This is a genomic window from Nitratidesulfovibrio termitidis HI1 (assembly GCF_000504305.1).
Taxonomy (GTDB): Bacteria; Desulfobacterota; Desulfovibrionia; order Desulfovibrionales; family Desulfovibrionaceae; genus Cupidesulfovibrio; species Cupidesulfovibrio termitidis.
In genome coordinates this window covers 2167703-2192999 of record NZ_KI632512.1, presented here as the reverse complement: position 1 = coordinate 2192999, position 25297 = coordinate 2167703, and the positions used below count along the sequence as shown (strand labels likewise).

General features: G+C 66.7%; 20 protein-coding genes. 8 read left to right on the top strand and 12 right to left on the bottom strand.

Annotated features, from left to right (window positions below; translation table 11 throughout):
* Positions 1 to 205 precede the first annotated feature (205 nt).
* From DESTE_RS09015 to DESTE_RS08985, 7 genes are all read right to left on the bottom strand, one after another.
* Positions 206 to 2197 carry a methyl-accepting chemotaxis protein gene (locus DESTE_RS09015; protein WP_035067033.1) on the bottom strand — a complete coding sequence of 664 codons (1992 nt, stop codon included), beginning with the start codon at positions 2195 to 2197 and terminating at the stop codon, positions 206 to 208.
* A 158-nt stretch (positions 2198 to 2355) separates the two neighbouring features.
* Positions 2356 to 3408, bottom strand: a complete 1053-nt coding sequence (gene argC, locus DESTE_RS09010) for an N-acetyl-gamma-glutamyl-phosphate reductase (RefSeq protein ID WP_035067031.1) — start codon at positions 3406 to 3408, stop codon at positions 2356 to 2358.
* Positions 3409 to 3457: 49 nt separating this feature from the next.
* The gene (locus DESTE_RS09005) at positions 3458 to 3793 is read right to left on the bottom strand and encodes a DUF1844 domain-containing protein (RefSeq protein ID WP_035067029.1); all 336 of its coding nucleotides are present in this window, start codon (positions 3791 to 3793) and stop codon (positions 3458 to 3460) included.
* Between the two features lie 173 nt (positions 3794 to 3966).
* Complete coding sequence (locus DESTE_RS09000) at positions 3967 to 5136, bottom strand: pyridoxal-phosphate-dependent aminotransferase family protein (RefSeq protein WP_035067027.1); 1170 nt, start codon at positions 5134 to 5136, stop codon at positions 3967 to 3969.
* 17 nt (positions 5137 to 5153) lie between these two features.
* Positions 5154 to 6359 carry a class I SAM-dependent rRNA methyltransferase gene (locus DESTE_RS08995; protein WP_035067025.1) on the bottom strand — a complete coding sequence of 402 codons (1206 nt, stop codon included), beginning with the start codon at positions 6357 to 6359 and terminating at the stop codon, positions 5154 to 5156.
* Between the two features lie 291 nt (positions 6360 to 6650).
* A complete protein-coding gene (gene polA, locus DESTE_RS08990) occupies positions 6651 to 9269 on the bottom strand; it encodes a DNA polymerase I (protein ID WP_035067023.1) in 2619 nt (872 codons plus the stop codon).
* A gap of 349 nt (positions 9270 to 9618) precedes the next feature.
* Positions 9619 to 9876 carry a hypothetical protein gene (locus DESTE_RS08985; RefSeq protein ID WP_035067021.1) on the bottom strand — a complete coding sequence of 86 codons (258 nt, stop codon included), beginning with the start codon at positions 9874 to 9876 and terminating at the stop codon, positions 9619 to 9621.
* 415 nt (positions 9877 to 10291) lie between these two features.
* On the opposite strand from DESTE_RS08985, the gene DESTE_RS08980 reads away from it, so the two are divergent.
* The 5 genes from DESTE_RS08980 to DESTE_RS08960 all read left to right on the top strand — a co-directional run bounded on the left by DESTE_RS08980 (position 10292) and on the right by DESTE_RS08960 (position 16285).
* On the top strand, positions 10292 to 11356 hold the full coding sequence (locus DESTE_RS08980; protein WP_035067019.1) for a sulfite exporter TauE/SafE family protein: 1065 nt from the start codon (positions 10292 to 10294) through the stop codon (positions 11354 to 11356).
* Between the two features lie 280 nt (positions 11357 to 11636).
* Entirely contained in the window at positions 11637 to 13421 is a 1785-nt protein-coding gene (locus DESTE_RS08975) for an FAD-binding protein (RefSeq protein ID WP_035067017.1), read from the top strand.
* Positions 13422 to 13448: 27 nt separating this feature from the next.
* Positions 13449 to 13805 carry a 4Fe-4S dicluster domain-containing protein gene (locus DESTE_RS08970; protein ID WP_035067015.1) on the top strand — a complete coding sequence of 119 codons (357 nt, stop codon included), beginning with the start codon at positions 13449 to 13451 and terminating at the stop codon, positions 13803 to 13805.
* 105 nt (positions 13806 to 13910) lie between these two features.
* The gene (locus DESTE_RS08965; RefSeq protein WP_035067013.1) at positions 13911 to 14600 is read left to right on the top strand and encodes a Crp/Fnr family transcriptional regulator; all 690 of its coding nucleotides are present in this window, start codon (positions 13911 to 13913) and stop codon (positions 14598 to 14600) included.
* A 494-nt stretch (positions 14601 to 15094) separates the two neighbouring features.
* A complete protein-coding gene (locus DESTE_RS08960) occupies positions 15095 to 16285 on the top strand; it encodes an AI-2E family transporter (protein ID WP_245590787.1) in 1191 nt (396 codons plus the stop codon).
* Positions 16286 to 16440: 155 nt separating this feature from the next.
* Here DESTE_RS08960 and DESTE_RS08955 read toward each other — a convergent pair whose 3' ends face one another.
* The gene (locus DESTE_RS08955; RefSeq protein ID WP_051384611.1) at positions 16441 to 17184 is read right to left on the bottom strand and encodes an LrgB family protein; all 744 of its coding nucleotides are present in this window, start codon (positions 17182 to 17184) and stop codon (positions 16441 to 16443) included.
* An 8-nt stretch (positions 17185 to 17192) separates the two neighbouring features.
* The gene (locus DESTE_RS08950; protein ID WP_084559416.1) at positions 17193 to 17705 is read right to left on the bottom strand and encodes a CidA/LrgA family protein; all 513 of its coding nucleotides are present in this window, start codon (positions 17703 to 17705) and stop codon (positions 17193 to 17195) included.
* Positions 17706 to 17810: 105 nt separating this feature from the next.
* Here DESTE_RS08950 and DESTE_RS08945 point away from each other — a divergent pair, with 105 nt between their 5' ends.
* A complete protein-coding gene (locus DESTE_RS08945; RefSeq protein WP_035067009.1) occupies positions 17811 to 18716 on the top strand; it encodes a LysR family transcriptional regulator in 906 nt (301 codons plus the stop codon).
* Between the two features lie 88 nt (positions 18717 to 18804).
* Here the strand turns inward: DESTE_RS08945 and glmS are convergent, their stop codons facing one another.
* From glmS to DESTE_RS08930, 3 genes are all read right to left on the bottom strand, one after another.
* A complete protein-coding gene (gene glmS, locus DESTE_RS08940) occupies positions 18805 to 20628 on the bottom strand; it encodes a glutamine--fructose-6-phosphate transaminase (isomerizing) (protein ID WP_035067008.1) in 1824 nt (607 codons plus the stop codon).
* A 431-nt stretch (positions 20629 to 21059) separates the two neighbouring features.
* On the bottom strand, positions 21060 to 22631 hold the full coding sequence (gene malQ, locus DESTE_RS08935; RefSeq protein WP_281172069.1) for a 4-alpha-glucanotransferase: 1572 nt from the start codon (positions 22629 to 22631) through the stop codon (positions 21060 to 21062).
* Between the two features lie 210 nt (positions 22632 to 22841).
* The gene (locus DESTE_RS08930) at positions 22842 to 23849 is read right to left on the bottom strand and encodes a GNAT family N-acetyltransferase (RefSeq protein WP_035067004.1); all 1008 of its coding nucleotides are present in this window, start codon (positions 23847 to 23849) and stop codon (positions 22842 to 22844) included.
* Between the two features lie 159 nt (positions 23850 to 24008).
* Here DESTE_RS08930 and DESTE_RS17625 point away from each other — a divergent pair, with 159 nt between their 5' ends.
* Positions 24009 to 24329 carry a transposase gene (locus DESTE_RS17625; protein ID WP_198015345.1) on the top strand — a complete coding sequence of 107 codons (321 nt, stop codon included), beginning with the start codon at positions 24009 to 24011 and terminating at the stop codon, positions 24327 to 24329.
* A complete protein-coding gene (locus tag DESTE_RS08925) occupies positions 24296 to 25150 on the top strand; it encodes an IS3 family transposase (protein WP_035067002.1) in 855 nt (284 codons plus the stop codon). Before DESTE_RS17625 ends, DESTE_RS08925 begins: the two co-directional genes overlap by 34 nt.
* Positions 25151 to 25297: the final 147 nt, after the last annotated feature.

Below are 25297 nucleotides of genomic sequence, written 5' to 3'. Positions count from 1 at the left end.
ATTTCGTTTTTGCTGGTGCACGCCATGTTGTGAATGTTGTGAATGTTGTGAACAACGCCGGGGCGCTCCGTTCGGAGCGCCCCGGTTTCGTTTGTTGCGTCCTGCGTGTTGACGGCTTCGTGCATGGTGCTGCGGGGGCTTGCGAGCGGGCTCCCTTGAGCGGGTTCCTGCGGATGGGCCGAAGCACGGGTGCCGGTGGACAGGCTCAGGCGGTTATCTGCACGATGAGCGCCTGCAACCGGTCGGCCTGCTGGCGCAGTCCGTCCACGGCGCTGGCCGCCTCGTGCATGCCCTCGGCCATGCCTTCCGCCACCTCGCGGATGACGTCGATGGCCATGGCCGCCCGCGCCGCCTGGTCTGCCTGCAAGCCCGCCCGGTCGGCAATGGAGCCCACCTCGTCGGTGGTGGCCCCCACCAGGTTCACGATGCGATCCAGCGCCTCGCTGGATTCTCCGGCCAGTTGCGCCGTTTCGTCGATGGCCCCGCCCGATGCGTCCACCCGGTTCATGCTTTCGCGCACCCCGTGCTGGATGGCGGTGATGGCCGCATGCACCTCGCTGGTGGCCTGCATGGTCTTTTCGGCCAGCTTGCGCACCTCGTCGGCCACAACGGCAAAGCCGCGCCCGGCGTCACCGGCGCGTGCGGCCTCGATGGCGGCGTTCAGCGCCAGCAGGTTGGTCTGGTCGGCGATGTCGGCGATGACGCCCATGACCCGTCCGATGGATTCCGCCTGCCCGCCCAGTTCGCGCATGCCGCCGCGCAATTCCTCCGACCGCTCCACCACGCCGCGCATGGCCTCGCGCATGCGGCGCACCTTGTCGGAACCAGCCCGGGCCTCGTCCACGGCGCGCTCCGCCGCGTCGGCGGCACGCCCGGCCAGCCGGGTGGCGTCCACGGCGGTGGCGTTGACGTCCTGCATGACGGAAGCCGTCTCGTCCACCCGGTCACGCTGGGTTTGCGCGCCCATGGCCGCGTCGCGCACCCGTTCGGACAGTTCTTCGGAACCATCCACCACCTGGCGGGAGATGCCGTCGGCCTCGCGTGCGGCCTGGGCCAGCCGTTCGGTACGGGCCAGGGCTTCCGCCTCTGCCCGGCGCAGGTCGGACACGTCGGAATACAGACAGATGGCCCCGATAAGGGTTCCGTCGAGGGTGTTGCGCAATTGCGCGGAGGCAACGTTGACCTTGCGCACGCTGCCGCGCCGGGCGTGCAGGTCTACCTCCTGCAGCACCGAGTTGCCCTCGCGCAGCACCTGCCCCACAACGGTATGGCGACCGGGTTCGCCGTAGAAGAATTCCGAAACGCCCATGCCCTGGAATCGTTCGGGGTCACCATTGTGCTCGAGCAACTGGAGCAGGGCCGCGTTGCACCGGATGACACGTTCCTCCGTGTCGACCACGAGATAGGGCGTCTCTATGCTGAGCAGAATGCCTTCGGCAAAGCCCAGTGCCTTGGTGAGGTTGGCGGTCATGGCGCACAGGGCGTCGGCCACCTCGCGCATTTCACTGTGGAAGTTGCCCGCAAGGTCCACGCACCGGGCGCCTTGCGCCTGCTCGCGCGCAAAATCGCGGATGTCGTGCAGCGGCCGGATGACCTGCCGGTGCAGCACCCATACGGCCACCGAGGCAAGGACAAGGGCGAGGCACAGTCCGGTAACCTGACTGACCAGCAGCGCGGTCACCTTGTCTTCGGATTCGCGCTGCATCAGGGTAACGGCCTTGTTCATGGCATCCAGCACGGCATCGCTGGCGGCGAGCAGGGCGGGGGCGGTCTCCGGCGTGGCTGTGGCCGCCTCGGACAGGGCGGCCTCCACCAGGCCGCGCAGACGCAGCCATTCGCCGCGTGCGGTCAGCAACTGGTTGCGCACCGTGGCGCTTGGCGGTGGCACCTTGCCCGTGGGGCCGTCGGCCTTCAGGGAGAGCGGCGCCTGACCGCCGTCGATGAAGGCCGAAAGCGTGGTGTCGAACGCGCGCACTTCACCCGCAATGGCCTGACGCAACGACGCCGGACCGCCGTGGAGCAGCGCCAGGGTTTCCTTGGTCATCTTCTGGCTCAGCATGCGCTGCCGCCCGGCCAGGTTCACCACAAGGCCGTCCGTGGTCTGGCTTTCGGAGATGATGATCACCGCGATGCAAAGGGCCACGGCCAGCAGCGATTGTCCGAGAACGGCGAGCAGTATGCGCAGCCTGATGCTCATAAGCAGTACTCCCTTTATCCGAGAATGCATCAGGCAGCAGGGGCGGCACATGATAATAACGCGCAGGCTGTGTTGTACACGGCGTTGGGATGCGCATGCAGAAGGGGCGCTCCTGGCGGAGCGCCCCCTTGCATGAACGATGGTTGTCGCGCCGTGCGTTACGGCATCAGCGGGGCCAGCATCAGCCCGGTTTCCACGGGCAGGCCGAACATCAGGTTGGCGTTGGCCAGGGCCTGACCGGACGCACCCCGGCACAGGTTGTCGATGGCCGAAAGAATGACCAGGCGGCCCGTGCGCTGGTCCGCCACCACGCCCACATCGCAGAACATGGTGCCGCGCACGTGGCGGGTTTCCGGCAGCTGCCCGGCGGGCAGCACGCGCACCCAGCGCGACCCCTGCCAGGTCTGCTCGAAGGCCGCCTGCACGTCCTGCGGGCTGACGGGCTTCGCCAGCTTGGCGTAGATGGTGGCCAGAATGCCCCGGTTGATGGGCAGCAGGTGCGGGTTGAACGACACCACCATGGAGGTGCCCGCGATGGCCGACAGTTCCTGCTCTATCTCAGGGGTGTGGCGATGCTTGCCGATGTTGTACGCCCGGAAGGTGTCGGACACCTCGCAGAACAGCGTGCCCACGGCAGCCTTGCGGCCCGCGCCGGTGGCGCCGGACTTGGCGTCCACCACGATGCCGTCGGTTTCCACCAGCCCGTGTTTCAGCGCCGCGTACAAGCCGAGGATGGTGGCGGTGGGGTAGCAGCCGGGGTTGGCCACCAGGCCCGCCTTTTTCACCGCCTCGCCGTACAGTTCCGGCAGACCGTACACCGCCTGGGGCAGTTCTGCCCGGCGGGTGTGGGGCACCTTGTACCAGGCCTCGTACACGTCGGGGTCGCGCAGGCGGAAATCTGCCGAAAGGTCCACCACGCGCAGGCCGCGTTCACGTAGCGTTGCGCCCATTTCCATGGCCGCCCCGTGGGGCACGGCCAGAAAGGCCACGTCGCAGTTGGCGGCCAGGTCGTCCGGGTCGGGCACGGTCATGACCACGTCGCCGCCGGGCAGCCCGCGCAGAAAGGGATAGATGTCGGACAGGGGGCGGCCCGCCTCTGTGCGCGAGGTGGCGCGCACAAGGCGCATGTTCGGATGGCCCGCCAGCAGGCGGGTAAGCTCCATGCCCGTGTAGCCGGTAACGCCCACGAGGCCGGCGCGGATGATGGTCATGCCGTGGTCCTTGCGCTGTTTGATCTGTTTGGTCTGTTGGAACTGGCGGCTACTTCCTGTGCACCACGTACTTCATGCGCAGTTCGTACAGCACGCCTTCCAGCAGGCGCGCCTCGTCCGCGTCGGCGCAACCGCGCGTCTTTTCCTGCAGCATGGTCAGCACGTCGATGGTGTGCTTGGCCATCAGCAGGTTCTCGCTGGTGCGCCCGGTGTCGGGGTCGGGCACTTCGCCCAGTTGCACCAGCGCCGACGAGGCCAGCGACAGGATGAAGGTGGAAAAGGTCACCTGCGGCATCTGCGCCGCACCATGGGAAGCGCCATCCTGCGCGCCATCCCTGGCTCCGCCAGCCGCGCAGCCGCAGCCGGTGCGTTCGTTGTCGGTCATGGTCACATCCTCGCGTTTGGGAGCCAGCAGGTTTTTTTGGTGCCTCCGGCGGGCAGGGGGCACGCCCCCTGCACCCCAGTCAAAAGATGACGGCAGCCCCAACTATCAAAAAGTTTGGGGGGGAGGGGTTCGGGGAGGGAGACCCTTTTCAAAGGGTCCCCTCCCCGTATTTCCTAAATCTCCGTTCCCGGTGCAACGGCCAGCCCGGCCTGGTACGCGGCCAGGGCCTGTTCCAGCACGTCGCGCGCGCCGATGTACCCGCCGCAGGCCCGGAAGCCCTCGGCCAGCGCATGCAGTCCGGCTGCCAGGTCGGCCCAGTCCAGCCAGCCCATGTGGCCGATGCGGATGATGCGTTCCTTCAGGTGGTCCTGCCCGGCGGCCATGATGACGCCAAAGCGTTCCGCCGCCACGCGCAGCACGCCGGTGGCGGGTACGCCTTCGGGCAGCAGCACGCTGGTCAGGCCCCATGTGTAGCCTTCCTTCACCAGCGGCTCAAGGCCCATGGCCGTTACCCCGCGCCGGGCCATCTGCGTCAGCGCCCACTGCTTGCGGTACACGGTCTCCAGCCCCACCTCGCGGAACATGTCCAGGCTTTCGTTCAGCCCTATGATAAGACTGACCGGCGTGGTGAACAGGGTCTGCTGCTTTTCCTGGTTGGCCAGCTCGCCCCGGAAGTTGAAATAGAAGCACGAGGGCGGCACCGTGTCGGCCTTGCGCCAGGCCCGTTCGGACAGCGCGATGAGCGCAAGGCCCGGCGGCAGCATCAGCCCCTTTTGCGAGCCGGTGAGCAGGCAGTCGATGCCCCATTCGTCCATGGGGCAGGGCGAGATGCTGACGGCGGAGATGCCGTCGGCCACCAGCAGGGTATCGCGGTTGGCGGTGAGCCTGGCGATCTCGCGCACCGGGTGCAGGGTGCCGGTGGAAGTTTCCGACAGCTGCACCAGCACGCCTGCAGCGTCCGGGTGTTCGTTCAGGGCGGCTTCCACTTCCGCCGGGGTGACCGGGCGGCCCCAGTCCACCACCACGGACACCACGGAGAGGCCGCGCACGGCGGCGATTTCGCGCCAGCGCTGGCCGAACTTGCCGCCTTCGACCACGATGACCTTCTCGCCCGGCTTGAACAGGCCGTGCACGGCGGCGGTCATGACGCCCGAGCCGGAACAGGCCATGGGCAGCACCGGCTGGGCCGTGCCGAACAGTTCGCGCAGCTTGGGCTGCACCGCCGCCATGATGGCCTTGAAGGCGGGCTTGCGGTGGTGGATCATGTCATGGGCCATGGCCAGCCGCACCCGTTCGGGCGTGGGCGTGGGGCCGGGAGTGAGCAGGCGGGGCTTGTCGAGCATGCCGCAATGTCTCCGGTTCAGGCGCGGAATATCCGCGCGGTGAAGGATTTCAGGTAGTCGGTCTCGGCCATGGCCGGGTGTACCGGGTGGTCCGCGCCCTGATGCCCCTGTGCGATGATCTGGGCCTGCATCTTCCGTTTTGCCGCGGCATGGGTAAGCACGCGGCGCAATTCTTCCCTGTCGAGGTGTTGCGAGCAGGAACAGGTGACGAATACACCCCCATCGGCCACCAGGTCGAGTGCCAGTTCGTTGGCCCGCTGGTAGGCCGTCAGGCCCTGCTTGGCGTCCTTCCTGCGCTTGATGAACGCGGGCGGGTCCAGGCAGACCAGACCGAACTTGCGGCCCTCGCGCCGCAGTTCCGTCATGGCCTCGAAGGCGTCGCCCTCGATGCCGTCGGCGTCGTCCACACCGCCCGGCCCATAGGCGCGGCCATTGGTCTTCACGTTTTCCACCGCCAGTTCGACGGCAGGCAGGGACGCATCCACCAGCGTGACCGATGCCGCGCCCGCGCGCGCCGCCGTGGCGCCAAAGCTGCCCACGTAGCAGAACACGTCCAGCACGTCCTGCCCCTTGGCGAAGCGGGCGGCAAAGGCCCGGTTGCCGCGCTGGTCGTAGAACCACCCGGTCTTCTGCCCGGCGGTGAGCGGCACGGTGAAGGTGCAGCCGTTCTCGGAAATTTCCACCGTGTCGGGCACGGAGCCGTAGGCCACACGCACCTCGCGGGTCAGCCCTTCCAGTTCGCGCGAGGCCGTGTCGTTGCGCAGCAGCACCCCGGTGGCCCCGGTGGCCTCCACCAGCGCGGCAACCACCGCGTCGGTCTGCGCGTCCATGCCCGCCGTGGTGATCTGGGCCACCAGCGTGTCGCCGTAGCGGTCCACCACAAGGCCGGGCAGCATGTCGCCCTCGCCAAAGCACAGCCGGTAGTGCGGCGTGTCGAACAGCGCCTGCCGCAAGGCCAGCGCGCGGCCAATACGCGTTTTGAGCAGGTCCGCGTTCAGCGGGTCGTTCTCGCGGCGGCTCACCAACCGGGCGCAGATCAGCGATGCCGGGTTCACGTAAGCCGTGCCCAGGCAGCGGCCCCCGTCGTCCATGACCAGGGCGGCCTCGCCCGGCGCAAAGTCCTTGAGCGGCGTGCGCTGCACGTCCACTTCGTTGCTGAACACCCACAGGTGCCCCACGCGCAGTCGGCGCTCTTCTCCGCGTTTCAGGATCAGTGTCTTCATGCGGTCCTTTACTGGCTGTAATAACAAGAAGAACCGGGGGAAGGGGAAAACCCCCTTTTGCGGCAGCCGTTGGGCGAGTCTTCGAGCCTTACGGATGGCGACCGCAGAGCGTGAAGGGGTTTTCCCTTTCCCCCGGAACCCCATCCCTTTTCCCAAAAACGTTTCAATTGGGTTTGCCCAGCCTACTGTGGCAGCCCCCAAATGAAAAGTTTTGAAGGATAGGGAGGGGGTGCGGGGGAGGGAAAGGAAACTTTTTCAAAAGTTTCCTTTCCCTCCCCCGCGTGAATTTTCTTAGTGAGCCAAGCCCCAATTCTCACCTTGCCCCCAGTCAACTGCCAACGGAACATCCAGTGCAACCCCGCCGGGGCGCACGCCGGACATGAGCGCGGCAAGGCGCTCGCCAGCGGCGGGGGCGTTGTCGGCGGGCACTTCCAGCAGCAGTTCGTCGTGCACCTGCAGGATGAGCCGGGCGTTCAGCGCGTGCAGTTCCGGGTCGGCGTGGGCTGCCAGCATGGCCAGCTTGATGATGTCGGCGGCGCTGCCCTGGATCAGGGTGTTGATGGCCTGACGGCGCGCCTGCGACTTCAGCTGGGTGTTTTCGGAATGGATTTCCGGCAGCAGGCGGCGGCGGCCCGCCATGGTGGTCACGTAGCCCAGTTCGCGGGCGGTGGTTTCCGCCTCGTCGTAGAATTCGCGCAGCTTCTGCAACTTGCTGAAATACCGTTCGATGAACGCCTTGGCCTCGGTAAGCGGGATGCGCAGTTCCTGCGCCAGCTTCTGCGGCCCCATGCCGTAGATGAGCCCGAAGTTGATGGTCTTGGCGTTGCGGCGCTGGTCGGTGGAAACCTGATCCTGCGCCACGTCGTACAACAGGCTGGCGGTGCGGCTGTGGATGTCCGCCCCCTCGCGGAAGGCGGCCAGCAGCGTGGGGTCTTGAGACATGTGGGCCAGCACGCGCAGTTCCACCTGTGAATAGTCGGCGGACACCAGCCGCAGGCTCGGCGCGGCGGTGAAGCAGGTGCGCATGCGGCGGCCCAGGTCGCCCCGCACGGGAATGTTCTGGAGGTTCGGGTTGCTGGACGACAACCGCCCGGTGGCCGTGGCCAGCTGGTTGAAGGTGGTATGGATGCGCCCGGCACCGTCCACGAGGCGGGGCAGCGGTTCCAGATAGGTGGAGCGCAGCTTCTCCAGCTTGCGGAATTCCAGGATGGCGTCCACCACCGGATGGCGACCGGACAGCTTTTCCAGCACGTCCTGCGCGGTGGAGGTCTGGCCGCCCTTGGTCTTGCCGCCCGTGGGCAGACCCAGCGTGCCGAACAGCAGTTCGGCCAGCTGCTGCGACGAGCGGATGTTGAATTCGCCCCCGGCGGCCTTGTAGACGTCGCGCGTCAGGCGGTCCAGTTCGCCCTGCACCTCGCGCAGGAAGGCGGCAAAGGCGTCCAGATCCACGGCGATGCCTGCGGCCTCCATGTCGGCCAGCACGGGGATCAGCGGCATTTCCAGCGTGCGCATCAGGCGGGACAGCTGCGCCCCGGCCAGACGGCCCGACAGCGCGCCCGCCATTTCCAGCGCCAGCAGGCCGGGATTGCCGGACGAGCGCTCCAGTTCGTCGCCCCAGCGGGCGGCCAGACGCGGCCAGCCGTAGTCGCGCTCTTCCGGGTTCAGCAGGTAGGCGGCAAGCCCCAGGTCGAACCAGCGGGCCGGGTCCACGCCGCCCCACGCCGGGTCGGTGCGCAAGAGATGCTTCACGTCGGGCGCGGCCACCTGGGCGGCCTTGGAAAGGTGGCGGGCAAGGGCCTCCACCGGGCCGGAGTAGCGGCTTTCGCAATCCCCTGCGGCCACGGCGTAGGCGGTGATGGCGCCGTTGTCGAACAGCGGCACCACGGCGGCGGCCACGCCTTCGCAGTCGGGCAGCTTGCCGGGGTCGGCGCAGGTGTTCACCGGATCGGCCCGGCGGCCCTCGTCGCCGAACAGGCTGGCCTGCACCTGACCGCTGGAGCGCGGGGCGGAGGTGACGCTGCCGTTCTCGATCATGCCGGATAGTTCGCGGGTCAGTTGGCGCAGCTCGAATTCACGCAGCATGGCCCCTGCCTCCGCCGGGTCCAGCGGGCGCACGGCCAGGTCGGGCAGGGTCACTTCCGGGCAGGCGTCGGTGGTCAGGGTGGTCAGCTGGCGGTACAGGAACATGGTTTCAAGGTGCGGCTCGAACTTGGCGCGCAGCTTTTCGGGCAGATCGCCCACGCGGTCGCGGATTTCTTCCAGCGAGCCGAAGTCCTTGAATATCTTTTCCGCCGTCTTGGGGCCCACGCCGGGGATGCCGGGAATGTTGTCCGACGAATCGCCGATGACCGCCTGAAAGTCGGGCCAGCGGGCGGGCGCAAGGCCCGTTTCCGCCGTGAAGTCCGCCAGCGTGACCAGCTTTTCTTCCTTGGCCGCCGGGTCCCACAGCACCACGTTGTCGTGCAGGCACTGCTTGAGGTCCTTGTCCGTGCCCACGATGACCACGGGCCGCTCGCTGCGGTGGCGCGCCGCCAGCGAGGCGATGCAGTCGTCGGCCTCGCATCCGTCGGAGACGACCAGCGGAAGGCCCAGCGCCTTCACCATGCGCTTGATGGGGTCCAGTTGCTGCACCAGCGGTTCCGGCGTCACGGCGCGCTGCATCTTGTACGGCGGGAACAGCTCGTGTCGGAAGGTCGGTCCCTTGCCGTCCAGCACGAAGCAGAAATTGGTGGGGCGTTCCTCGCGCAGAAGGCGCAGCAGGATGCGGGTGACGATGAACAGCGCGTTGGTGGGAAACCCGTCCGAACGCTGCATGCTCTGATAGGCGTAGAAGCCCCGGAAGATGAAGGCCGAGCCGTCCATGAGCCACAGGGGATCGCCGCGAAGGCCGAGGCGTTGGGTAAGCGACATGCTGGTTCCGGTTGGCGGTTGGATGTGAGGGGTTGGCGCGCCGGACGGGCCGGTACGACAGGGCTGCGCGGGGCGGCACCGGGACGGGGCGCAGTCCCGTCATTCCGGCAGGAACCCCTAGCGCGGTCACGGGCCGGGCCGCCTGCGCAAAGGGTATACGTCACGCCGCGCCCGAAGCAAAGCCGTGTGCGCGGGTGCGGGCTGGTACGGGTGGCGCGGGGCGGTAACCATGGCGGCGCGGGGATGCCTGTAACCGTCAGGCTGGCAGGCCGGGACCGGACAGGCCGACGGGATAGGCCGACGGGATAGGCCGACGGGACAGGTAAGGGCGGACAGGGCCGCATCGCCGTCACAACGGCTTCACCCGTTCCCGCACATCCTTGCGCCAGCGGTTCAGCGGGCGGCAGCAGCCTTCGCCCACCTGCAACACGGCGGCGGCCTGCGCGTCGGTGATCACCAGTCGGCAGCGGTAGCGCGCGCCATCCCAGAACAGGCCGGGGCAGCGGCGGTGGTCGCCGTAGGCCTCCCGCCCCGGCGGGCACTGGGATTTGGCGCAGCAATAGCCGCAGCCCACGCAATCGCGGTGCAGAAACAGCAGGGCGAACACGGCGCACCCCCTTCCCCGTGTTGCGCCGCGTGTCCGTGGTGACCTGTTCGTGGCGCCCGGTTCGCAGTGCGCGGGCATCGTGCGGCAGGAACGGGGATGCTTCTTTCATACCTTGGCCCGCGTGGCTTGTCAGCAGGCGACGCGGAATGCGTGTGGTCTGCTCTTTTTTATTTATCAAGCATAACGCCAGGGAATCACATGGGTTTATTTGCTGGCGTTTCTTGCCACCCCGCCTTCCTTCCCCCCCATTTTGTCACGTTTCCCCGGTTTATCGTCCCCGCGATAGAACCCTTTGCCCCACCGCGCTACTCCCGTGGCTCACGATGCACGCCCCGCGTCCGGCTGTCCGGTTCCGGATGCCCCGGCGAGGCGGGCACACTCACCACACTCATTTCAACCAGCAAGGGAGGCGGGAATGGCGGATACGAACAAGACGGGGGCGGCGGCGGGAGCGGCCCCGGCACACGGAGCGGCGGACGTTGACGTCACCTGTTCCCCGTTCCTCACGGGCATCCGGGCGGTGCTGGGCGAACGCACCCCCGCCAACATGGCCCTGTGGGCGCTGACCGCCGTGCTGCTGCTGGCGCTGGTCAAGGAATCCGTGGCCCCCTCGTGGACAGTGGCCTGGAGCCACCCCACCTGGGGCACCGTCAACGTGGTGCCGGTGCTGGGCATCGGCGTGGGCATGGTGGCCGGTTTCCTTGGCGGCATGGTGGGGGCGTTCATCAGCCTGTTCTCCGTGCCCCTGTACACCCTGTGGCTGGGCCTGCCGGTCAAGGTGGCCCTGGGCACCAACAGCCTTGCCTCCGCCGTCATCGGCCTGATGGCCGCCATGGTGCACCTGTCCAAGAAGACCCCCAACATGAAGGTGGCCTTTCCCATGATGGCCACCGGCTTTCTGGGCGCGGGCGCGGGCGCGTACATCTCGCTCGGCATGTCGCCGGAACAGCTGAAGATGTACTTCTCCATCCTGGTCTTCTGCGCGGCGTTCTGGATGCTGTGGCGCGCCTTCCGCCCCGGCGCGGGCAAGGGCGCGGGCTTCGTGGCCACCGAAAAGCAGGGCCTGCTCTACGCGGGCGGTGAATGGAACGGCGTGTCCTACCGCACCAACATCCTGTACCCGGCCTTCGGCAACTTCTTCATCGCCGCGCTTACCGGCATCATCGGCGTGGGCGGCGGCTTCCTGTTCACCCCCATGCTGCACGCGGCCTTCGGCCTGCCCATGATGGTGGCCGTGGGCACCGGCAACTTCGTCAAGGTGGCCAACATCGGCTCGCAGTTCATCGTGCGCGGCGTGGCCGACACCGTCATCTACCAACTGGCCGTGTTCGCCATGATGGGCGGCTACTGCGGGGCCAACTTCGGGCGGCGTCTGGGCTGCGTGGTGGACACCCGCTACCTGCGCCTGTTGTTCGGCATCCTGCTGATCTTCGTGGGGTTGCAGTACATGGGGATTAAGCTGGGCCTTGGCAGCGCCTAGGCTGCGGCTTGGTCTTTTGCGCGCTGGCGGCGTTGAGCTGCGCCTGCCATTTCGGGTGAATACGACAAAAGTATGCACCCTCATGGCAGGCTTGCTCGCCTTGCCAGCGAACAAAATCCCTGCGCCGCAGGATGGCGGTGGCGCAGAACGTCAAACCAGAAAAAATTCATGAGCCCTGCGCCGCAGGTGGCCGCACGGGGTGTCCAGGAAAATAGCATGGCGATGCGGTGGCCCCTGCGGCGCATCCGTAACGTATCCAATCAACGTCGGGAGAAACGACATGGCGAACAGAAAGGCCAGCAGGGCCGTGGACATCGCGCCGCGCAGCCTTGCGGAGGTGCGCACGGAAACGGTGGAGTGCGACCTGTTGATCATCGGCGGCGGCAACGCCGGGTGTTTCGTGGCCACCGAGGCCAAGCGGCTTGATCCGTCGCTGCGCGTGGTGATCATGGAAAAGGCCGAGATCATGCGTTCCGGCGCGTGTTCTGCAGGCATGGACGCCCTGAACACCTACATTCCCGAAGGCAAGACCCCCGAAGATCTGGTGCGCTGGAGCCGCGCCCAGGTTGGCGGCGGTCCCCTGCGTGAGGACCTGGCCCTCAGCAACGCCGAGGAGCTCAACGAGGCCATCGACGACCTGGAGCGCTGGGGCCTGCCCATCCTGCGCGACGAGAACGGCAAGATCCGCTATCGCGGCAAGTGGGACATCTCCATCCACGGCGAACAGCTGAAGCCCATCATGGCCGAAAAGGCCATCGAGGCCGGGGCCGAAGTGTACAACCGCGTGGTGGGCACCGGCCTGCTCATGGACGGCGGCCGCTGCGTGGGGGCCACTGGCCTTGGCGTGCGTGACGGCGCGTTCTACGTGTTCCGCGCCAAATCCGTGGTGGTTTCCACCGGCGGCGCGGGCACCCTGTACAAGTCGTACACCGCCGATTCCACCGACAGCGGCGCGCAGATCTGGATGTGCCCCTACTGCGTGGGGTCCGGCTATGCCATGGGCTTCCGCCAGGGCGCGGAGCTGTCGTCGCTGGAGCAGCGCTGGGTGGCCACCCGCACCAAGGACTTCTGCGGCCCCGTGGACACCATTTCGGTGGGTTACAAGGCCCCCATCATCAACTGCAAGGACGAGCGGGTCATGAGCCGCTACGCCCACCTTGGCGGCGACGCGGCCCCGCGCTTCATCCGGGCCAACGCTCCCATGGAGGAATGGCTGGCCGGTCGCGGCCCCTGCTACTGCGACACCCGCAACATGGCCCCCGAACTGGTGCAGGCCATGATGACCGACTACCTCAACGAGCGTCCGTCGTTCGTGCTGTTCCTGGCCAGCCGGGGGCAGGACGTGACCAAGGACCCCATCGAGATCTACGGGTCCGACCCGTACATCATGGGTGGCCACACCATGGGCGGTTTCTGGGTGGACATGCAGCGCATGACCACCGTGCCCGGCCTGTTCGCGGCGGGCGAGACGGCGGGCGGCAACCCCAACAAGTTCGTGGGCGGCTGCGCGGCGGAAGGCAAGCTGGCCGCGCGCGGCGCCATTGCCTACATGGCGGCGGGCCTTGAAACGCCCGACGAATCCGCCGTCGGCTCGCAGGTGGAATCGGAAAAGGCCCGCGTGTTCGCGCCGCTGCTGCGTGGCAAGGACTACGATGGCGTGACCCCCACCGAGATGAAGGAACGCCTCCAGCGCCTGATGGACGAGTACGCGGGCGGCAGCTCGCAGTTCTATCGCACCAACGAGGAGCGCCTGGACTACGCCCTGCGCCATATCAAGATGCTGCAATCGCAGTTCGCCTACCTGAAGGCCGCCGACCTGCACGATCTGATGCAGGCCAACGAGACCATGGACCGCGTGGACGTGGCCGAGGCCGTGGTGCACCACCTGAAGGCCCGCCGCGAAACCCGCTGGGCCGGGTGGCAGACCCGCAGCGATTACCCCGGTCGCGACGACGCCAACTTCGACTGCTTCGTGGAAACCCGGCGCGACCCGGCCACCGGCGAGGTAACCGCCTTTACCCGGCCCTACGAACAGCTGGTCCCCGGTGACCGGTTCAAGGCCTAACCGCATTTCATCCGGACGGAGGAATACATGCCGCCGAGAATACTGACCGAAAAATGCAACGGCTGCGAAGGGCTGCCCGAATCGCGCTGCGAGGAAGCCTGCCCCGGCAACCTGATGGTGGTGGACGCAGCCACGGGCAAGGCCCGCTGCCGCTGCACGCGCGACTGCTGGGACTGCATGTCCTGCACCAAGGCCTGTCCCCGCGCCGCCATCGAGACGCGCATTCCCTACCAGTTGGGGTACCACAAGGCGTCCCTGCGGCCCATCATGGGCAAGGAGCACATCACCTGGAAGTGCGTGGACATCCACGGTGTGGAAACCACCTACAAATACCGAAACCGTCTGGCCGTGGCCCCGGCCATTCTTACTGACAAGGACGCGTAATCACACTCCGGGGGGCGGAGGCGGCGCGGACATCCGGTGTCCGATACCGCCTTTGCCCCCTTGCCATACGCCACAGGAGTACTACGCTCTCCGCCAGGGGGGCTCATGGAACGCAACTGGCATCTCTGGACCGAGGACTTTTTCGCCGACCTGCCGGACGAGCGGGCGGCGTTTCTGGCGTTGTCGCGCCGGAGGGACTTTGCGAAGAACGACATGGTGTTCTTCGAGGAGGACTCCGGCGATTCGTGCTTCTACGTGGAGCAGGGCATCGTGCGCATCTTTCGCATTGCGCCGTCGGGCAAGGAGCCCATCTTCTTTCTGCGCAGACGGGGCGAGATGTTCGGGCTGGCAGAGGTGCTGGATTCGGTGCCGCGCAAGGCCAATGCCCAGGCCCTTACCCCGTGCGTGCTGCGCGAGGCGGGGCGGGACGAGTTCGAGGGGTTTCTGGCGGAGAATTTTGGTGTGGCGCGCAGGGTCATTGCCACGCTGGGCGGGCGGGTGCGTTATCTCGGCGAGCAGGTGGGCAACCTGATGACCTGCGACGTGGGCACCCGGCTGGCCAAGTTGCTGGTGTACATGGCCTACGAGGTGCTGGGCGACGAGGCGGCCTGGCATGAGCCCGCCGTGATTCCCGTGCGCCTGACCCAGGAGCAGATGGCCGCCATGACCGGCTCGTGCCAGCAGACCGTCAGCGACTTTCTGCGCGAGATGCAGGACGAGGGACTGGTACGGGTGACCCGCCGCGAGGTGGTGGTGGTGCATCCGTTGAAGCTGCTGGAGCGCGCTGAGTTGTAGAGGGTTGGGGACAGGGCTGACGCCGGACGGCGTTCCGGCCCCGTCGGGGCGTTGCATGCCGTCCGATGCGGACCGCCCCCCTGTCGTCCCCCTTCCCGTTTCGGTCTTGCCCACCATGCCCGAAGACGCAGCAACGTCGCGTTGCCGCTGTTGCTTCGGCGCCGCCCGCGTGCTAGCACCGCGCCATGAGTACTCCTGTCCGTTCCCCGCGTCGTAACGCCCGTCCCGTGTTGCGCCGTGCCGCATCGCGGCTGGCTTCGCCCTGTGGCGGCTGTCCCGGCGCATCCGACCAGATGTGCGATGCGGGTGACCCCGGCCCCCCCGTTTCCATTGACCCCTTTGCCTCTTCGGCCTGCGCCGGGTGCCCTTCTGCCCGCGCGGAATCCATGCCTGATGGCCCCGCTGGACAGGCGGAGGGGGCGGCTTTTGGCGCATCTGCGGCAGCGGGGGCAGTTCCTGCGCCGTCCGCGTCGTCCACGTTATCCGGAGCGTCCGTGCAATCCGGGCCATCCGTTGGCGGCCACGCCGCGCCCACGCGGGTCTGGCTGGCGCTGCTGGCCGTTGTGGCCGTGGGCATCGGCTGGCTGCTGGCCCGCCCGTTCATCCACACGCTGGCCGTGGCCATCGTGGTGGCTGCGCTGGCGGCCCCCCTGCAAGAGCGCATCGCCTGTCGGGTGCGCCAGCGCGACCTTGCCGCGGCGTCCACCATCCTTACCCTGCTGCTGGGCGTGGCCGCGCCGCTGGCCGTGTTCGTGGCCGCACTGATTCCCCAGGCCCGCGCCCTGGCCCGCGCGGCCATGGCCTTTTACGCCGCGTCCGGCAATGGCGCGGGCGAAACCGCCGCCGGGGCTGCCGCAACGGGCGCAACCACTGCGGCAGCTTCCCTGCCCGCGCCGGTGGAACTGGGGCTGGCCCGGCTGCATGAACTTTCGGTGTGGGTTACCCAGACTCTGGGCGGCTTCGGCATCGACGCCTCGGGCATTGCCGACTTCGACCCGGCCAGCCTGCGCGGCACCCTGCTGGGCGCGGCCCGCCAGGCCGGGGAGGCCGTGTTGCACGGCATTACCGCCGGGGTGGGCAATGCCGTGTACCTGTTCGGCCACTTTCTGCTGATGCTGTTCATCCTGTATTTTCTGCTGCGCGACGGGCGTCAGATGATGGCCTTCGTCAAACGCGTCTCGCCGTTGGCCCACGCACAGGAGGACCGCCTGCTGTCGGCCCTGCGCGGCGTGGCCCGCTCGGTGTTCATGGGCGGTGTGCTGGTGGCCGTGTTCCAGGGTGTCATTGGCGCGGTGGGCTTTGCCCTGGTGGGGCTGCCCGCGCTGTTCTGGGGCTTCGCCATGTCCTTCGCGGCCATGATTCCCGTGGTGGGCACGGCGCTGATCTGGGCGCCAGCCACGGCCTATCTGTACCTTTCGGGCGAGACGTGGCAGGCGGTGTTTCTGCTGGGGTGGTGCGCGGTGCTGGTTTCCAGTTCCGACGGCCTGCTGCGCGCGTGGTTCATGAAGGAAGGCGCGGGCATTCCCATGCTCTACCTGTTCCTGGCCATTCTGGGCGGCCTGAACATGTTCGGCATTCTTGGGCTGTTGTACGGGCCGTTGTTGCTCACCTTCGCCATGGTGGCCCTGACCATGTATGCCGAGGTGGCGGCGGAGATTACCCCCAAGGATGCCGGGCCGGTCTAGAGCCATCCTAATTCAGAAACAGCCCTTGGGCTGTCCCCGTTCTTGCCCGTCAAAACGACGAAAGGCCCCCGCCGCACGGGGGCCTTTTTCGTTCAGGGGAAGATGCCGGGCGGGTGCACACCCATTTCTTCCCGTACGGGAATGGCCCGCGAAATTCAGTGCAGCGACTGACTCAGCGATTGGCCCAGCGACGGATGCAGCAACAGGCCCAATAACGGGGCGGCCAGCACGTTGACCAGGCCCGCCAGAATCATCACCAGGCTGGCGATGGCGCCTTCCTCGTCACCCACCCGGCGGGCCTGCGCCACGCCCGCGCCGTGCGCGCCCATGCCCAGCAGCGCCCCGCGCGCAAGGCTGGTACGCAACGGCAACCGCGCCAGCAGCAGCTGGCCAAGGGCCGCGCCGAACACGCCCGTCAGCACCACGAACACTGCCGTCAGGTCCGGCACGCCGCCAAGGCTGCCCGAAACGGTCATGGCAAAGGGGGTGCTGATGGAGCGCGGCAGCAGGCTTTGCCGCATGGCGCCAGAAACGCCGAGCAGGGTGGCCAGACCCCAGGCAGAAAGCATGGCCAGGCTGCTGCCCGTGGCCACTCCGGCCAGCAGAATCGGCCAGTGGCGGCGGATCAGCGCGCGCTGCTCGAAAATGGGCAGGGCGAAGGCCACGGTCACGGGACCCAGCATGACCATCAGCCAGTGGGTGCCCCGGATGTAGTCGCTGTAGCCAACGCGCAGGGACAGGGCCAGCGCCAGCAGCAGCAATGGCGCAAGGCACAGGGGTGACGTCCACCAGCGGCCCATGCGGGCATGCACCCAGCGGGCCGCAAGGTACAGGACGATGGTGGCCGCCGACCAGAACAGGCCGGAAAGCAGGGGCAGGGCGGCAGGGTAAAGATTCATGGCGTTGCTCACGAAGGATGACGGCGCGAACCGGACGCCGCCATGCCGGTACGGCCCGGAGCTGTACGGTCCGGACCGGAAGGGACCGGCCCGGAATGGCCCGGACAGGCAAGGGCGTGGGCGGCGCCACGAAAGTGCATCCGGCAGCAGGCATCCACCACCAGCGCCGTGCCGCCCATGACCGTCAGCGTGCCCAGCAGCACCACGGCCAGCAGCTTCAGCCCCAGCAGGCTCAGGAATTCGCGGTGGTCCAGCACCGCCAGCACGGCGGGCACGAAGAACAGCAGCATTTCGGCCATCAGCCAGCGGGCGCCGCGTTGCAGATCCGCCGCGTTCACCTTGCCGGAGGCCAGCAGCAGCAATACCAGCAGCAGCCCCACCACTCCGCCGGGCACGGGCAGGTGGGCGAATCGGACCACGGCCTCGCCCGCCAGCCACAGGGCGGCGAGGAACAGACTCTGGATCAGTCGGCTGCGGCGGGCGGCCAGCCGCATGGAAAGGGAAAGCTTGCGAACGGACATGTGATGCTCCTTGGCGCTGCTTGGCGTCGGTATCTACGTATGCCCGGCACATCTGGTCGTAAAATGAATTGACAGCATGGAAGGTATCTCTGATAGGAATAGAGCATGGAGTTCAGAACGTTGCAAGCTTTTGTGGAAGTGGTGCGCCACGGGGGATTTTCCGCCGCGGCCAGGGCGCTGTTCACCACCCAGTCCAACGTGAGCAAGGCCGTGCGCCAGTTGGAGGGCGAACTGGGCGTGGTGCTGCTGGACCGCATGGGCAGCAGAAGCCAGCTCACGGATGCGGGCGAGGTGGTGTTCCGCAGGGCGCGGGGCATCCTGGCCGCCACCGAGGACATCCAGGGTGAACTGGACGACCTGCGGGGGCTGCGGCGCGGAACGTTGCGGCTGGGCGTGCCGCTGTTCGGCAGCCGCGTCCTGTTCGCGCCGGTGTTTGCGTTGTTCCGCAGCCGCTACCCCGGTGTGGACGTGGGGCTTGTGGAGGACGGCAGCAGGCGGCTGGGCGAACTGCTGCACGCGGGCGAGGTGGACCTTGCCGCGTCGCTGGCGCCCATATCCGAGGAGTTCGAGTGGCAGCACGTGCGCGCGGAACCGCTGATGGTGCTGCTGCCGCCGGGGCATGGCATGGCGGGGCGAAAGGCCCTGCGGCTGCGCGACATCGCTGGCGAGCCGTTCATCCTGTTCGACGAGGCGTTCCAGCTGAACCAGATCGTGCTGGACGGGTGCGAGCGTAGCGGCTTTCGTCCCAGGGTGGCGGCGCGCAGCGGTCAGATGGACTTCATCATCGGGCTGGTGGAGGCGGGGCTGGGCGTGGCGCTGCTGCCCCGGCTGATGGTGGCGGACCATACCACCACGGCGGCGCGGGTGCTGCTGGACGAACCGGACATGCAGTGGCGCATGGCGCTGGTCTGGCGGCGCGGGGGCTACCTGTCGCACGCGGCGCGGGCATGGCTGGACATCGCGCGCGAGGTGCACGGTGGCGGGCAGGACGTCCCGTCCGGTACCGGGTGAACGCGTGGCATGCGCCCGAAAACGCATGCGTCCCCACTCCACGGGCATGGAGCGGGGACGCGGCGTTTCGCGAGCGGGAGGCGCGCGGCTATTCCACCGTCACGCTCTTGGCGAGGTTGCGCGGCTGGTCCACGTCCTTGCCCAGGTAATCGGCGGCCTCGTAGCTGAACAGTTGCAGGGCGGGCAGCACCAGAAAGGCGGCCATGGGGCCCCAGGCGTCGGGGATGGACCAGGGGTGGTCCACCCGCAGTTCCACGCCGGGGTTGGTCAGGGCAATGATCTTGCCGCGCCGGGCCTGCACTTCTTCGATGTTGGACTTCACCTTGGGGAACAGTTCGTCGTTGAGCGCCAGGGCAAAGGTGGGGAAGTCCGGGTCGATGAGCGCGATGGGGCCATGCTTCATCTCGCCGGATGCGTAACCTTCTGCGTGGATGTACGAGATTTCCTTCAGCTTCAGCGCGCCTTCCAGGGCCAGCGGGAAGCAGTGGCCGCGCCCCAGGTAGAAGAAGCTCTTGGCCTTGGAATAGGTGCGGGCCAGCACCTGCGCCTCGTCGCGCATGGCGGGCAGCACGGTTTCCAGTTGGCCGGGCAGCTTCCTGAGGGTTTGCAGCACGTTGGTGCGCACATTGTCAGACAGCGCGCCGGTGTTGCGGCCCCAGTGCAGGGCCATCAGGGTCAGCAGCACCATCTGGCTGCACATGGCCTTGGTGGAGGCCACGCTGATTTCCGGCCCGGCCTGGGTGTAGATGACCGCATCCGCCTCGCGCGCGATGGAAGAACCCACCACGTTGCACAGGCCCGCCACCTTCACCCCGTGCTCGCGCGCTATGCGCAGGGCGGCAAGGGTGTCTGCCGTTTCGCCCGACTGGCTGATGACCAGCACCATGTCCGCCGGGTCCAGGATGATGTCGCGGTAGCGGAACTCGGAGGCGATTTCCACGTTCACCGGCACGCGCGCCCAGCTTTCCAGCAGGTGCTTGCCCCACATGCCCGCATGGTACGAGGTGCCGCAGGCCACGATGTGCAGCCGCTTGGGCACCGGCAGCGCGGCCAGTTCCGGCAGGGTCACTTCCATGCGGTTCCAGTCCACGCGGCCTGCAAGGCAGTCGGTGATGACCTTGGGCTGCTCGAAGATTTCCTTGAGCATGAAGTGCTTGTAGCCGCCCTTCTGGGCCGCCTGCATGTCCCACTGGATGTGGTTGACGGCCTTTTCCACCGGCGAAAGGTCGGCGATGCGCATGACCTTCCACGAGTTGGCGTCGATGCGCACCAGTTCGCCGTCTTCCAGAAACACCACGTCGCGGGTGTAGGGCAGGAAGGCGGGGATGTCCGACGCCACGAAGTTCTCGCCGGTGCCCACGCCCAGGATCAGCGGGGCGGACAGGCGCGCGGCGTAGAGCACTTCCGGCTCTTCGGGCGTGGTCAGGGCCACGGCGTAGGCCCCGTGGGCCTGGCGCAGCGCCCAGGCAAAGGCGTCGAGCATGGTGGCGTTGTGCTTGCGGCCCTCGGAAATGAGGTTGGCCAGCACTTCGGTGTCGGTTTCGGAGTGGAAGACGTAGCCCTTGGCGGCAAGTTCGGCCTTCAGTTCCGCGTAGTTTTCGATGATGCCGTTGTGCACGATGGCGAGGCCGCCGTCGTTGGACTTGTGCGGGTGGGCATTGCGTTCCACGGGAATGCCGTGGGTGGCCCAGCGGGTGTGGCCCATGCCCGTGGTGGCCACGGTGTTGGGGCAGGACGCCAGCTTTTCGTCAAGGGCGGAAAGCTTGCCCTCGGCGCGCACGGTGATGAGTTCGCGGTTCTGGACGAAGGCGACCCCCGCCGAGTCGTAGCCCCGGTATTCGAGGCGGCGCAGGCCTTCTATGATGAGGGGAACGGCGGGACGATGACCGGCGTATCCGATGATGCCGCACATAGGTGGTGTGCTCCTTGGCAGAGGCGCGGCGGACGCCGCGCGGCGACGGCCTGGGTGGCCGCCGGAAGGTGTGGGCGAGGGCCGCCGGCTTTCGGAAAAAGCGGCGGCCGGTGCGGAAATCTTCCCGGTCGGCGCATGCCGCCCGAACGATTCCTCGCGGTGTGGCATGTATCAGGTTTGCGGCCCGGTTCGCAACTGGTGCGGGGGCATGCGCCGGTGCGGAAATTGCGGTGTGCGCAAGGATGCGGCCTGCTGGCGTGAGGGGCCGCAGGACTCGCGTCCGACTCGCGCACGATTCGCGCCCGGCTGGCATCCGGCCCGCGCGGGCTTGAGCGCAGCCTGGGCGCGGCGTGCGACCGGACCCGTGCACATCGTGACGTCAGGCAGCAGCGCGGTGCGCCTTCGTGTTGCCTGCCGCACTACCTGCCGTGCTACCTGCCGAAGAGGCGCGTCAGCCGCGCCAGTTCCGCGTACAGTCCGGGGTCCATCTGGTCCGGCGTCATCCGCCAGGCCCAGTTGCCTGCCGCGACGGAAGGGGTGTTCATGCGGGCCTCCGCCCCCAGGCTCAGCACGTCCTGCACCGGGGCCACGGCCAGTTCCGCCACGCTGCCCATGGCCAGCCGCAGCAGCACGCCGGGGGCCTGGTGCGGGGCAATGGCGTGCCCCACGTATTCTTCCACCCGGGCCCGCTCGTGCGCCGGGGCCGCTTCGAACCACGCGCGCGTGGGCGCGTTGTCGTGGGTGCCGGTGTAGACCACGCTGCGCACATCGTGCCGGAAGGGGACATCGGGGTTGTCTGCGGGGTCGCCGCCAAAGCCGAACTGCAGCACCTTCATGCCCGGCAGGCCGAAGGTCGCCTTCAGTTCGCGCACGTCGGCGGTGATCACGCCCAGGTCCTCGGCAATGAGCGGCAGCGCCGTGAACCGCCGGGCCAGCGTGCCGAACAGCTCCATGCCCGGCGCATCCACCCAGCGGCCATTGATGGCCGTTTCTTCCGCCGCCGGAATCTCCCAGTACCCCGCAAAGCCCCGGAAGTGGTCCAGCCGCACGATGTCGGCCATGCGCAGGTTGTGCGCCACGCGGCGCACCCACCAGGCAAAGCCGTCGCGCCGCAGGGCGTCCCAGTCGTACACCGGGTTGCCCCAGCGCTGGCCCGTGGCGCTGAAATAGTCCGGCGGCACCCCGGCCACGTGGGTGGGGGCGAAATCCTTGTCCAGTCGGAAATAGCCGGGGTTGGCCCACACGTCGGCGCTGTCGTGGGTGACGTAGATGGGCACGTCGCCCACCAGCCGCACGCCAAGGTCGGTGCAGGCGGCCCGCAGGTCATACCATTGGCGGAAGAACAGGTACTGGCAGAAGCGCACGTGATCCAGTGCGGCGGCTTCCTGCGCGTCCAGCAGGGCCAGCGCGTCCGCGTGGCGGCGGGCGAAGGGCTCGTCCCAGGTGGTCCAGGAAGCCCCGCCGAAGCGTTCCTTCAGCACCGAGAACCGGGCGTAGTCGTCAAGCCAGTGGGCGTTGCCCCGGCAGAAGCGCAGATAGGCGGTGTCCATGGCCAGTTGGTGGCGGTTGCGCTCCCACGCGGCGCGCAGCAGGACGCGGCGGTGCGCCTCCACGGCTTCGAACCGGACCGGGTCGCCGGAGCCGTGCGGACCGCCCGATCCGTGTGTCGCATCGCGAAACTGTTCGGCCCCGGCGTCCACGTCGGCCCACGAGACAAAGCCTTCTTCGGCCAGCCGTTCGGGGCTGATCAGCAGGGTATTGCCCGCAAAGGCCGAGGGGCTGGAGTAGGGCGAATTGCCGATGAAGGTGGAGGTGGGCGCAAGCGGCAGGAACTGCCACACCGTCTGTCCGGCCCCGGCCAGCAACCGCGCGAAGGCGTGCGCCGCCGGACCAAGGTCGCCGATGCCGAAGGCCGAGGGCAGCGAGGTGATGTGCAGCAGGATGCCGCTGGCGCGGACCGGTCGGGTCATGGCGTGCTCCTTGAAACGTGTGCGGCGGGGAATGATGCGCCCGGGCCATTACCGAGGGATGAGATGGATGAACCCGACTGCAACGCTAGCATGAACGTGAACTGCACGCCATGCGCGTAGACGGCGGGGTGCCGGGGAATGGGGCGAGATGCGGGGGTGCGGTCGGATTCGGACAAGGCCGGGCTGAGACGGATGACATCGACCCGGACCTGGCACTATTGCTCCGTTCCCGCCCGAAAGGACTCAACGCCGCACGCGATACCAGTATCCGTAGCTGGTGGCGAAGCCCAGCCCCTCATACAACGCACGGGCGGGGGTATTTTCTTGCCCCACTTGCAGCCATGCGACGCAGGCACCGTCACGCCGGGCCGCCGTCAGCATGGCGGCGACCAGTGCGCGTCCGTGCCCTTGTCGCCGCAAATCCGGACGAGCCACCACGGCGAAGATGCCGTAATCCTGGTCGGTGCGCACCCCAAGGCCGCATACTGCGGGCTGACCATCCGCGCACAACAGCCAAGTCTGGCCGGTCGTACCCAGAGTGGCCAGCAGGGTGCGCAGGACGGGATTCTCCGTGGCGCTGCCCGTGCGGCCACGCAACGTGCCTTCCGCCGTCAGCCATGCGGCGTGGTCCACCATGAGGCACTGGCGGGATGGTGAGGGCGTGGTGGGTACGGTGGGCCCGGTGTGCACAGTCACGGGGCGGACTGCGGAATCAGGCGCGCCGGTTTCCGCGCCCACGGCCCAACCGGCCAGATCCAGTTCCTGCACCAGTGTGGGATCGGTGGCGGTATAGCCCATGGCGGCAAGCACGGGGTCCAGTCCGCACCCCGCACCGCAGCCGGGGGCCGCCGTCGCATCGCGCCCGGATTCTCCGTCAGCGGTATCCGCCGCTACGTCTCCCCCTTCCAGCGGTTCCGGCAGCCGGAACTGCGGGGGCAGACCGCGCGCGGCGAACCAGGCTTCGGCCTCGCGCACGTGGCCTTCGTTCCACATGACGTCCGGGCATGTTGGCAGCAACGGCACGCCGCTGTTGATGCGCATGGAATAGCCGCCAGCCGCGCGCAGCAGCAGGTTGCCCCGCCATTCTTCCTCCTGCGCGGGCCAGGCAGCGAAGCAGACCGACTCCAGCCGCAGGCAGCGGGTCAGTCGTTCCTTCCGGGCGGCACATGCCGGGGCCACATCGAAGGCGAAGGGCAGGCGGTATGTCGTGCCGTGCCCCGTCACGGAATGTCTGCCGGTTTCCGAATCCATCAGCGCTCCCTTGTGCCGCAGGCCGTGGAGATTGGCTGCCCCAAAACGGAAGCCCCTGCGGCGTTGGTATGCCCCCCATTAGGTGGACAACGTAAAAAAGCCCCACTAGGGAATGACGTTGTAACCTGATGGGGGTGTTTTATGTCACAGCGGAACTTTATGACGTATAGCAAGGAATTTAAGGAGGCTGCGGTCAAGCTCTATCTTGAGGGCAATAAGGGCTACCAGCAGTTAACCAATGAATTGGGATTGAAGGACAAGAAGACATTGCGCACTTGGGTTGCAAAATTCCAGCGTGGTGAATCTCTTGAAGATGGCCGAGGCAGGCAAGGAGAGCGCTGCGGTCGACCGCGTACAAAGTTTGCTTCCGCTGAAGAGGAGCTCAAATACGTCAAGGCGGAGCTTGAATACGTAAAAAAGTTGTATCGCTCCCGGTTCGGCCACGAATGGGGAGCGCACAAAAAGGGTGGAATTTCTTGATAGTCGACGAACTGCGGAGTCGTTACCCACTCGCAGTTCTTCTGAAGCATGCAGGAATATCCAGGTCTGGATTTTACAAGTGGAAGAGCACATTCTTTCAACAGCGTGAGAACGACACTGTCGAGATGCATATCACCGCAATTCACTCGCTTCGTCCGTATTACGGATATCGCAGGATGTCCGTTGCGCTCAAGCGAGAAGGATTGCTTGTGAATCACAAGCGCGCGTACCGACTGATGCGTAAACTTGGCATTCAATCCACCATTCGCAAGAAACGGAAATTCTTTGGAAGGGTGGGGAGCAGTCTTTTTCCGAACCTGCTGAAGCGGGATTTTTCAAGCATGCAGCCTGGCAGAAAGCTCGTGACAGACATTACATATATCCCCGTCAAGAGTGGATTTATGTATTTGTCAGTCATCCAAGACCTGCACAATAACGAAATCATTTCCCACAACATGTCAAATCAGAACAATCTTGATCTCGTCTTTGCCACTCTGCGTGCCCTTCCCAGGCACGAGGACAAGGCTATTCTACACTCTGACCAAGGGTTTCAATATACGCACAAGACATACGCGGACAGGCTTACGGAAATGAACTTACGCGGCAGCCATTCCAGAAAAGGCAACTGCCTTGACAACGCTGTCGTTGAGTCATTTTTCTCGCACTTGAAAACCGAAATATTTGCTACCCAAAATGTCCTACCTGCTGCCGAGACTATGATCTTGGTAGAAGAATACATCCGCTTCTACAATGCGGAACGTTTCCAAAAGAGGCTTAGCCAACTTTCCCCTGCGGAATACAGGGAAAAGCTGGCCGCCTGAATGATGCCCCCAGGGGGCTTTTTCACTGTCTACTTGACGGGGGTCAGACCACGTGGCGGCAGGGGCGGAACATTCGCAAGGATGCATTTGCCGTTGCGATTTTTCGTTCTCCGGCAAGGAAGATGAATCTTTTGCGACGGGAGCGTG

Coding starts and splice junctions, on each gene's coding strand:
- DESTE_RS09015 (WP_035067033.1), bottom strand. CDS start 2,197: ATGAGCATCAGGCTGCGCATACTGCTCGCCGTTCTCGGACAATCGCTG.
- argC (WP_035067031.1), bottom strand. CDS start 3,408: ATGACCATCATCCGCGCCGGCCTCGTGGGCGTTACCGGCTACACGGGC.
- DESTE_RS09005 (WP_035067029.1), bottom strand. CDS start 3,793: ATGACCGACAACGAACGCACCGGCTGCGGCTGCGCGGCTGGCGGAGCC.
- DESTE_RS09000 (WP_035067027.1), bottom strand. CDS start 5,136: ATGCTCGACAAGCCCCGCCTGCTCACTCCCGGCCCCACGCCCACGCCC.
- DESTE_RS08995 (WP_035067025.1), bottom strand. CDS start 6,359: ATGAAGACACTGATCCTGAAACGCGGAGAAGAGCGCCGACTGCGCGTG.
- polA (WP_035067023.1), bottom strand. CDS start 9,269: ATGTCGCTTACCCAACGCCTCGGCCTTCGCGGCGATCCCCTGTGGCTC.
- DESTE_RS08980 (WP_035067019.1), top strand. CDS start 10,292: ATGGCGGATACGAACAAGACGGGGGCGGCGGCGGGAGCGGCCCCGGCA.
- DESTE_RS08975 (WP_035067017.1), top strand. CDS start 11,637: ATGGCGAACAGAAAGGCCAGCAGGGCCGTGGACATCGCGCCGCGCAGC.
- DESTE_RS08970 (WP_035067015.1), top strand. CDS start 13,449: ATGCCGCCGAGAATACTGACCGAAAAATGCAACGGCTGCGAAGGGCTG.
- DESTE_RS08965 (WP_035067013.1), top strand. CDS start 13,911: ATGGAACGCAACTGGCATCTCTGGACCGAGGACTTTTTCGCCGACCTG.
- DESTE_RS08955 (WP_051384611.1), bottom strand. CDS start 17,184: ATGAATCTTTACCCTGCCGCCCTGCCCCTGCTTTCCGGCCTGTTCTGG.
- DESTE_RS08950 (WP_084559416.1), bottom strand. CDS start 17,705: ATGTCCGTTCGCAAGCTTTCCCTTTCCATGCGGCTGGCCGCCCGCCGC.
- DESTE_RS08945 (WP_035067009.1), top strand. CDS start 17,811: ATGGAGTTCAGAACGTTGCAAGCTTTTGTGGAAGTGGTGCGCCACGGG.
- glmS (WP_035067008.1), bottom strand. CDS start 20,628: ATGTGCGGCATCATCGGATACGCCGGTCATCGTCCCGCCGTTCCCCTC.
- DESTE_RS08930 (WP_035067004.1), bottom strand. CDS start 23,849: ATGGATTCGGAAACCGGCAGACATTCCGTGACGGGGCACGGCACGACA.
- DESTE_RS17625 (WP_198015345.1), top strand. CDS start 24,009: ATGACGTATAGCAAGGAATTTAAGGAGGCTGCGGTCAAGCTCTATCTT.
- DESTE_RS08925 (WP_035067002.1), top strand. CDS start 24,296: ATGGGGAGCGCACAAAAAGGGTGGAATTTCTTGATAGTCGACGAACTG.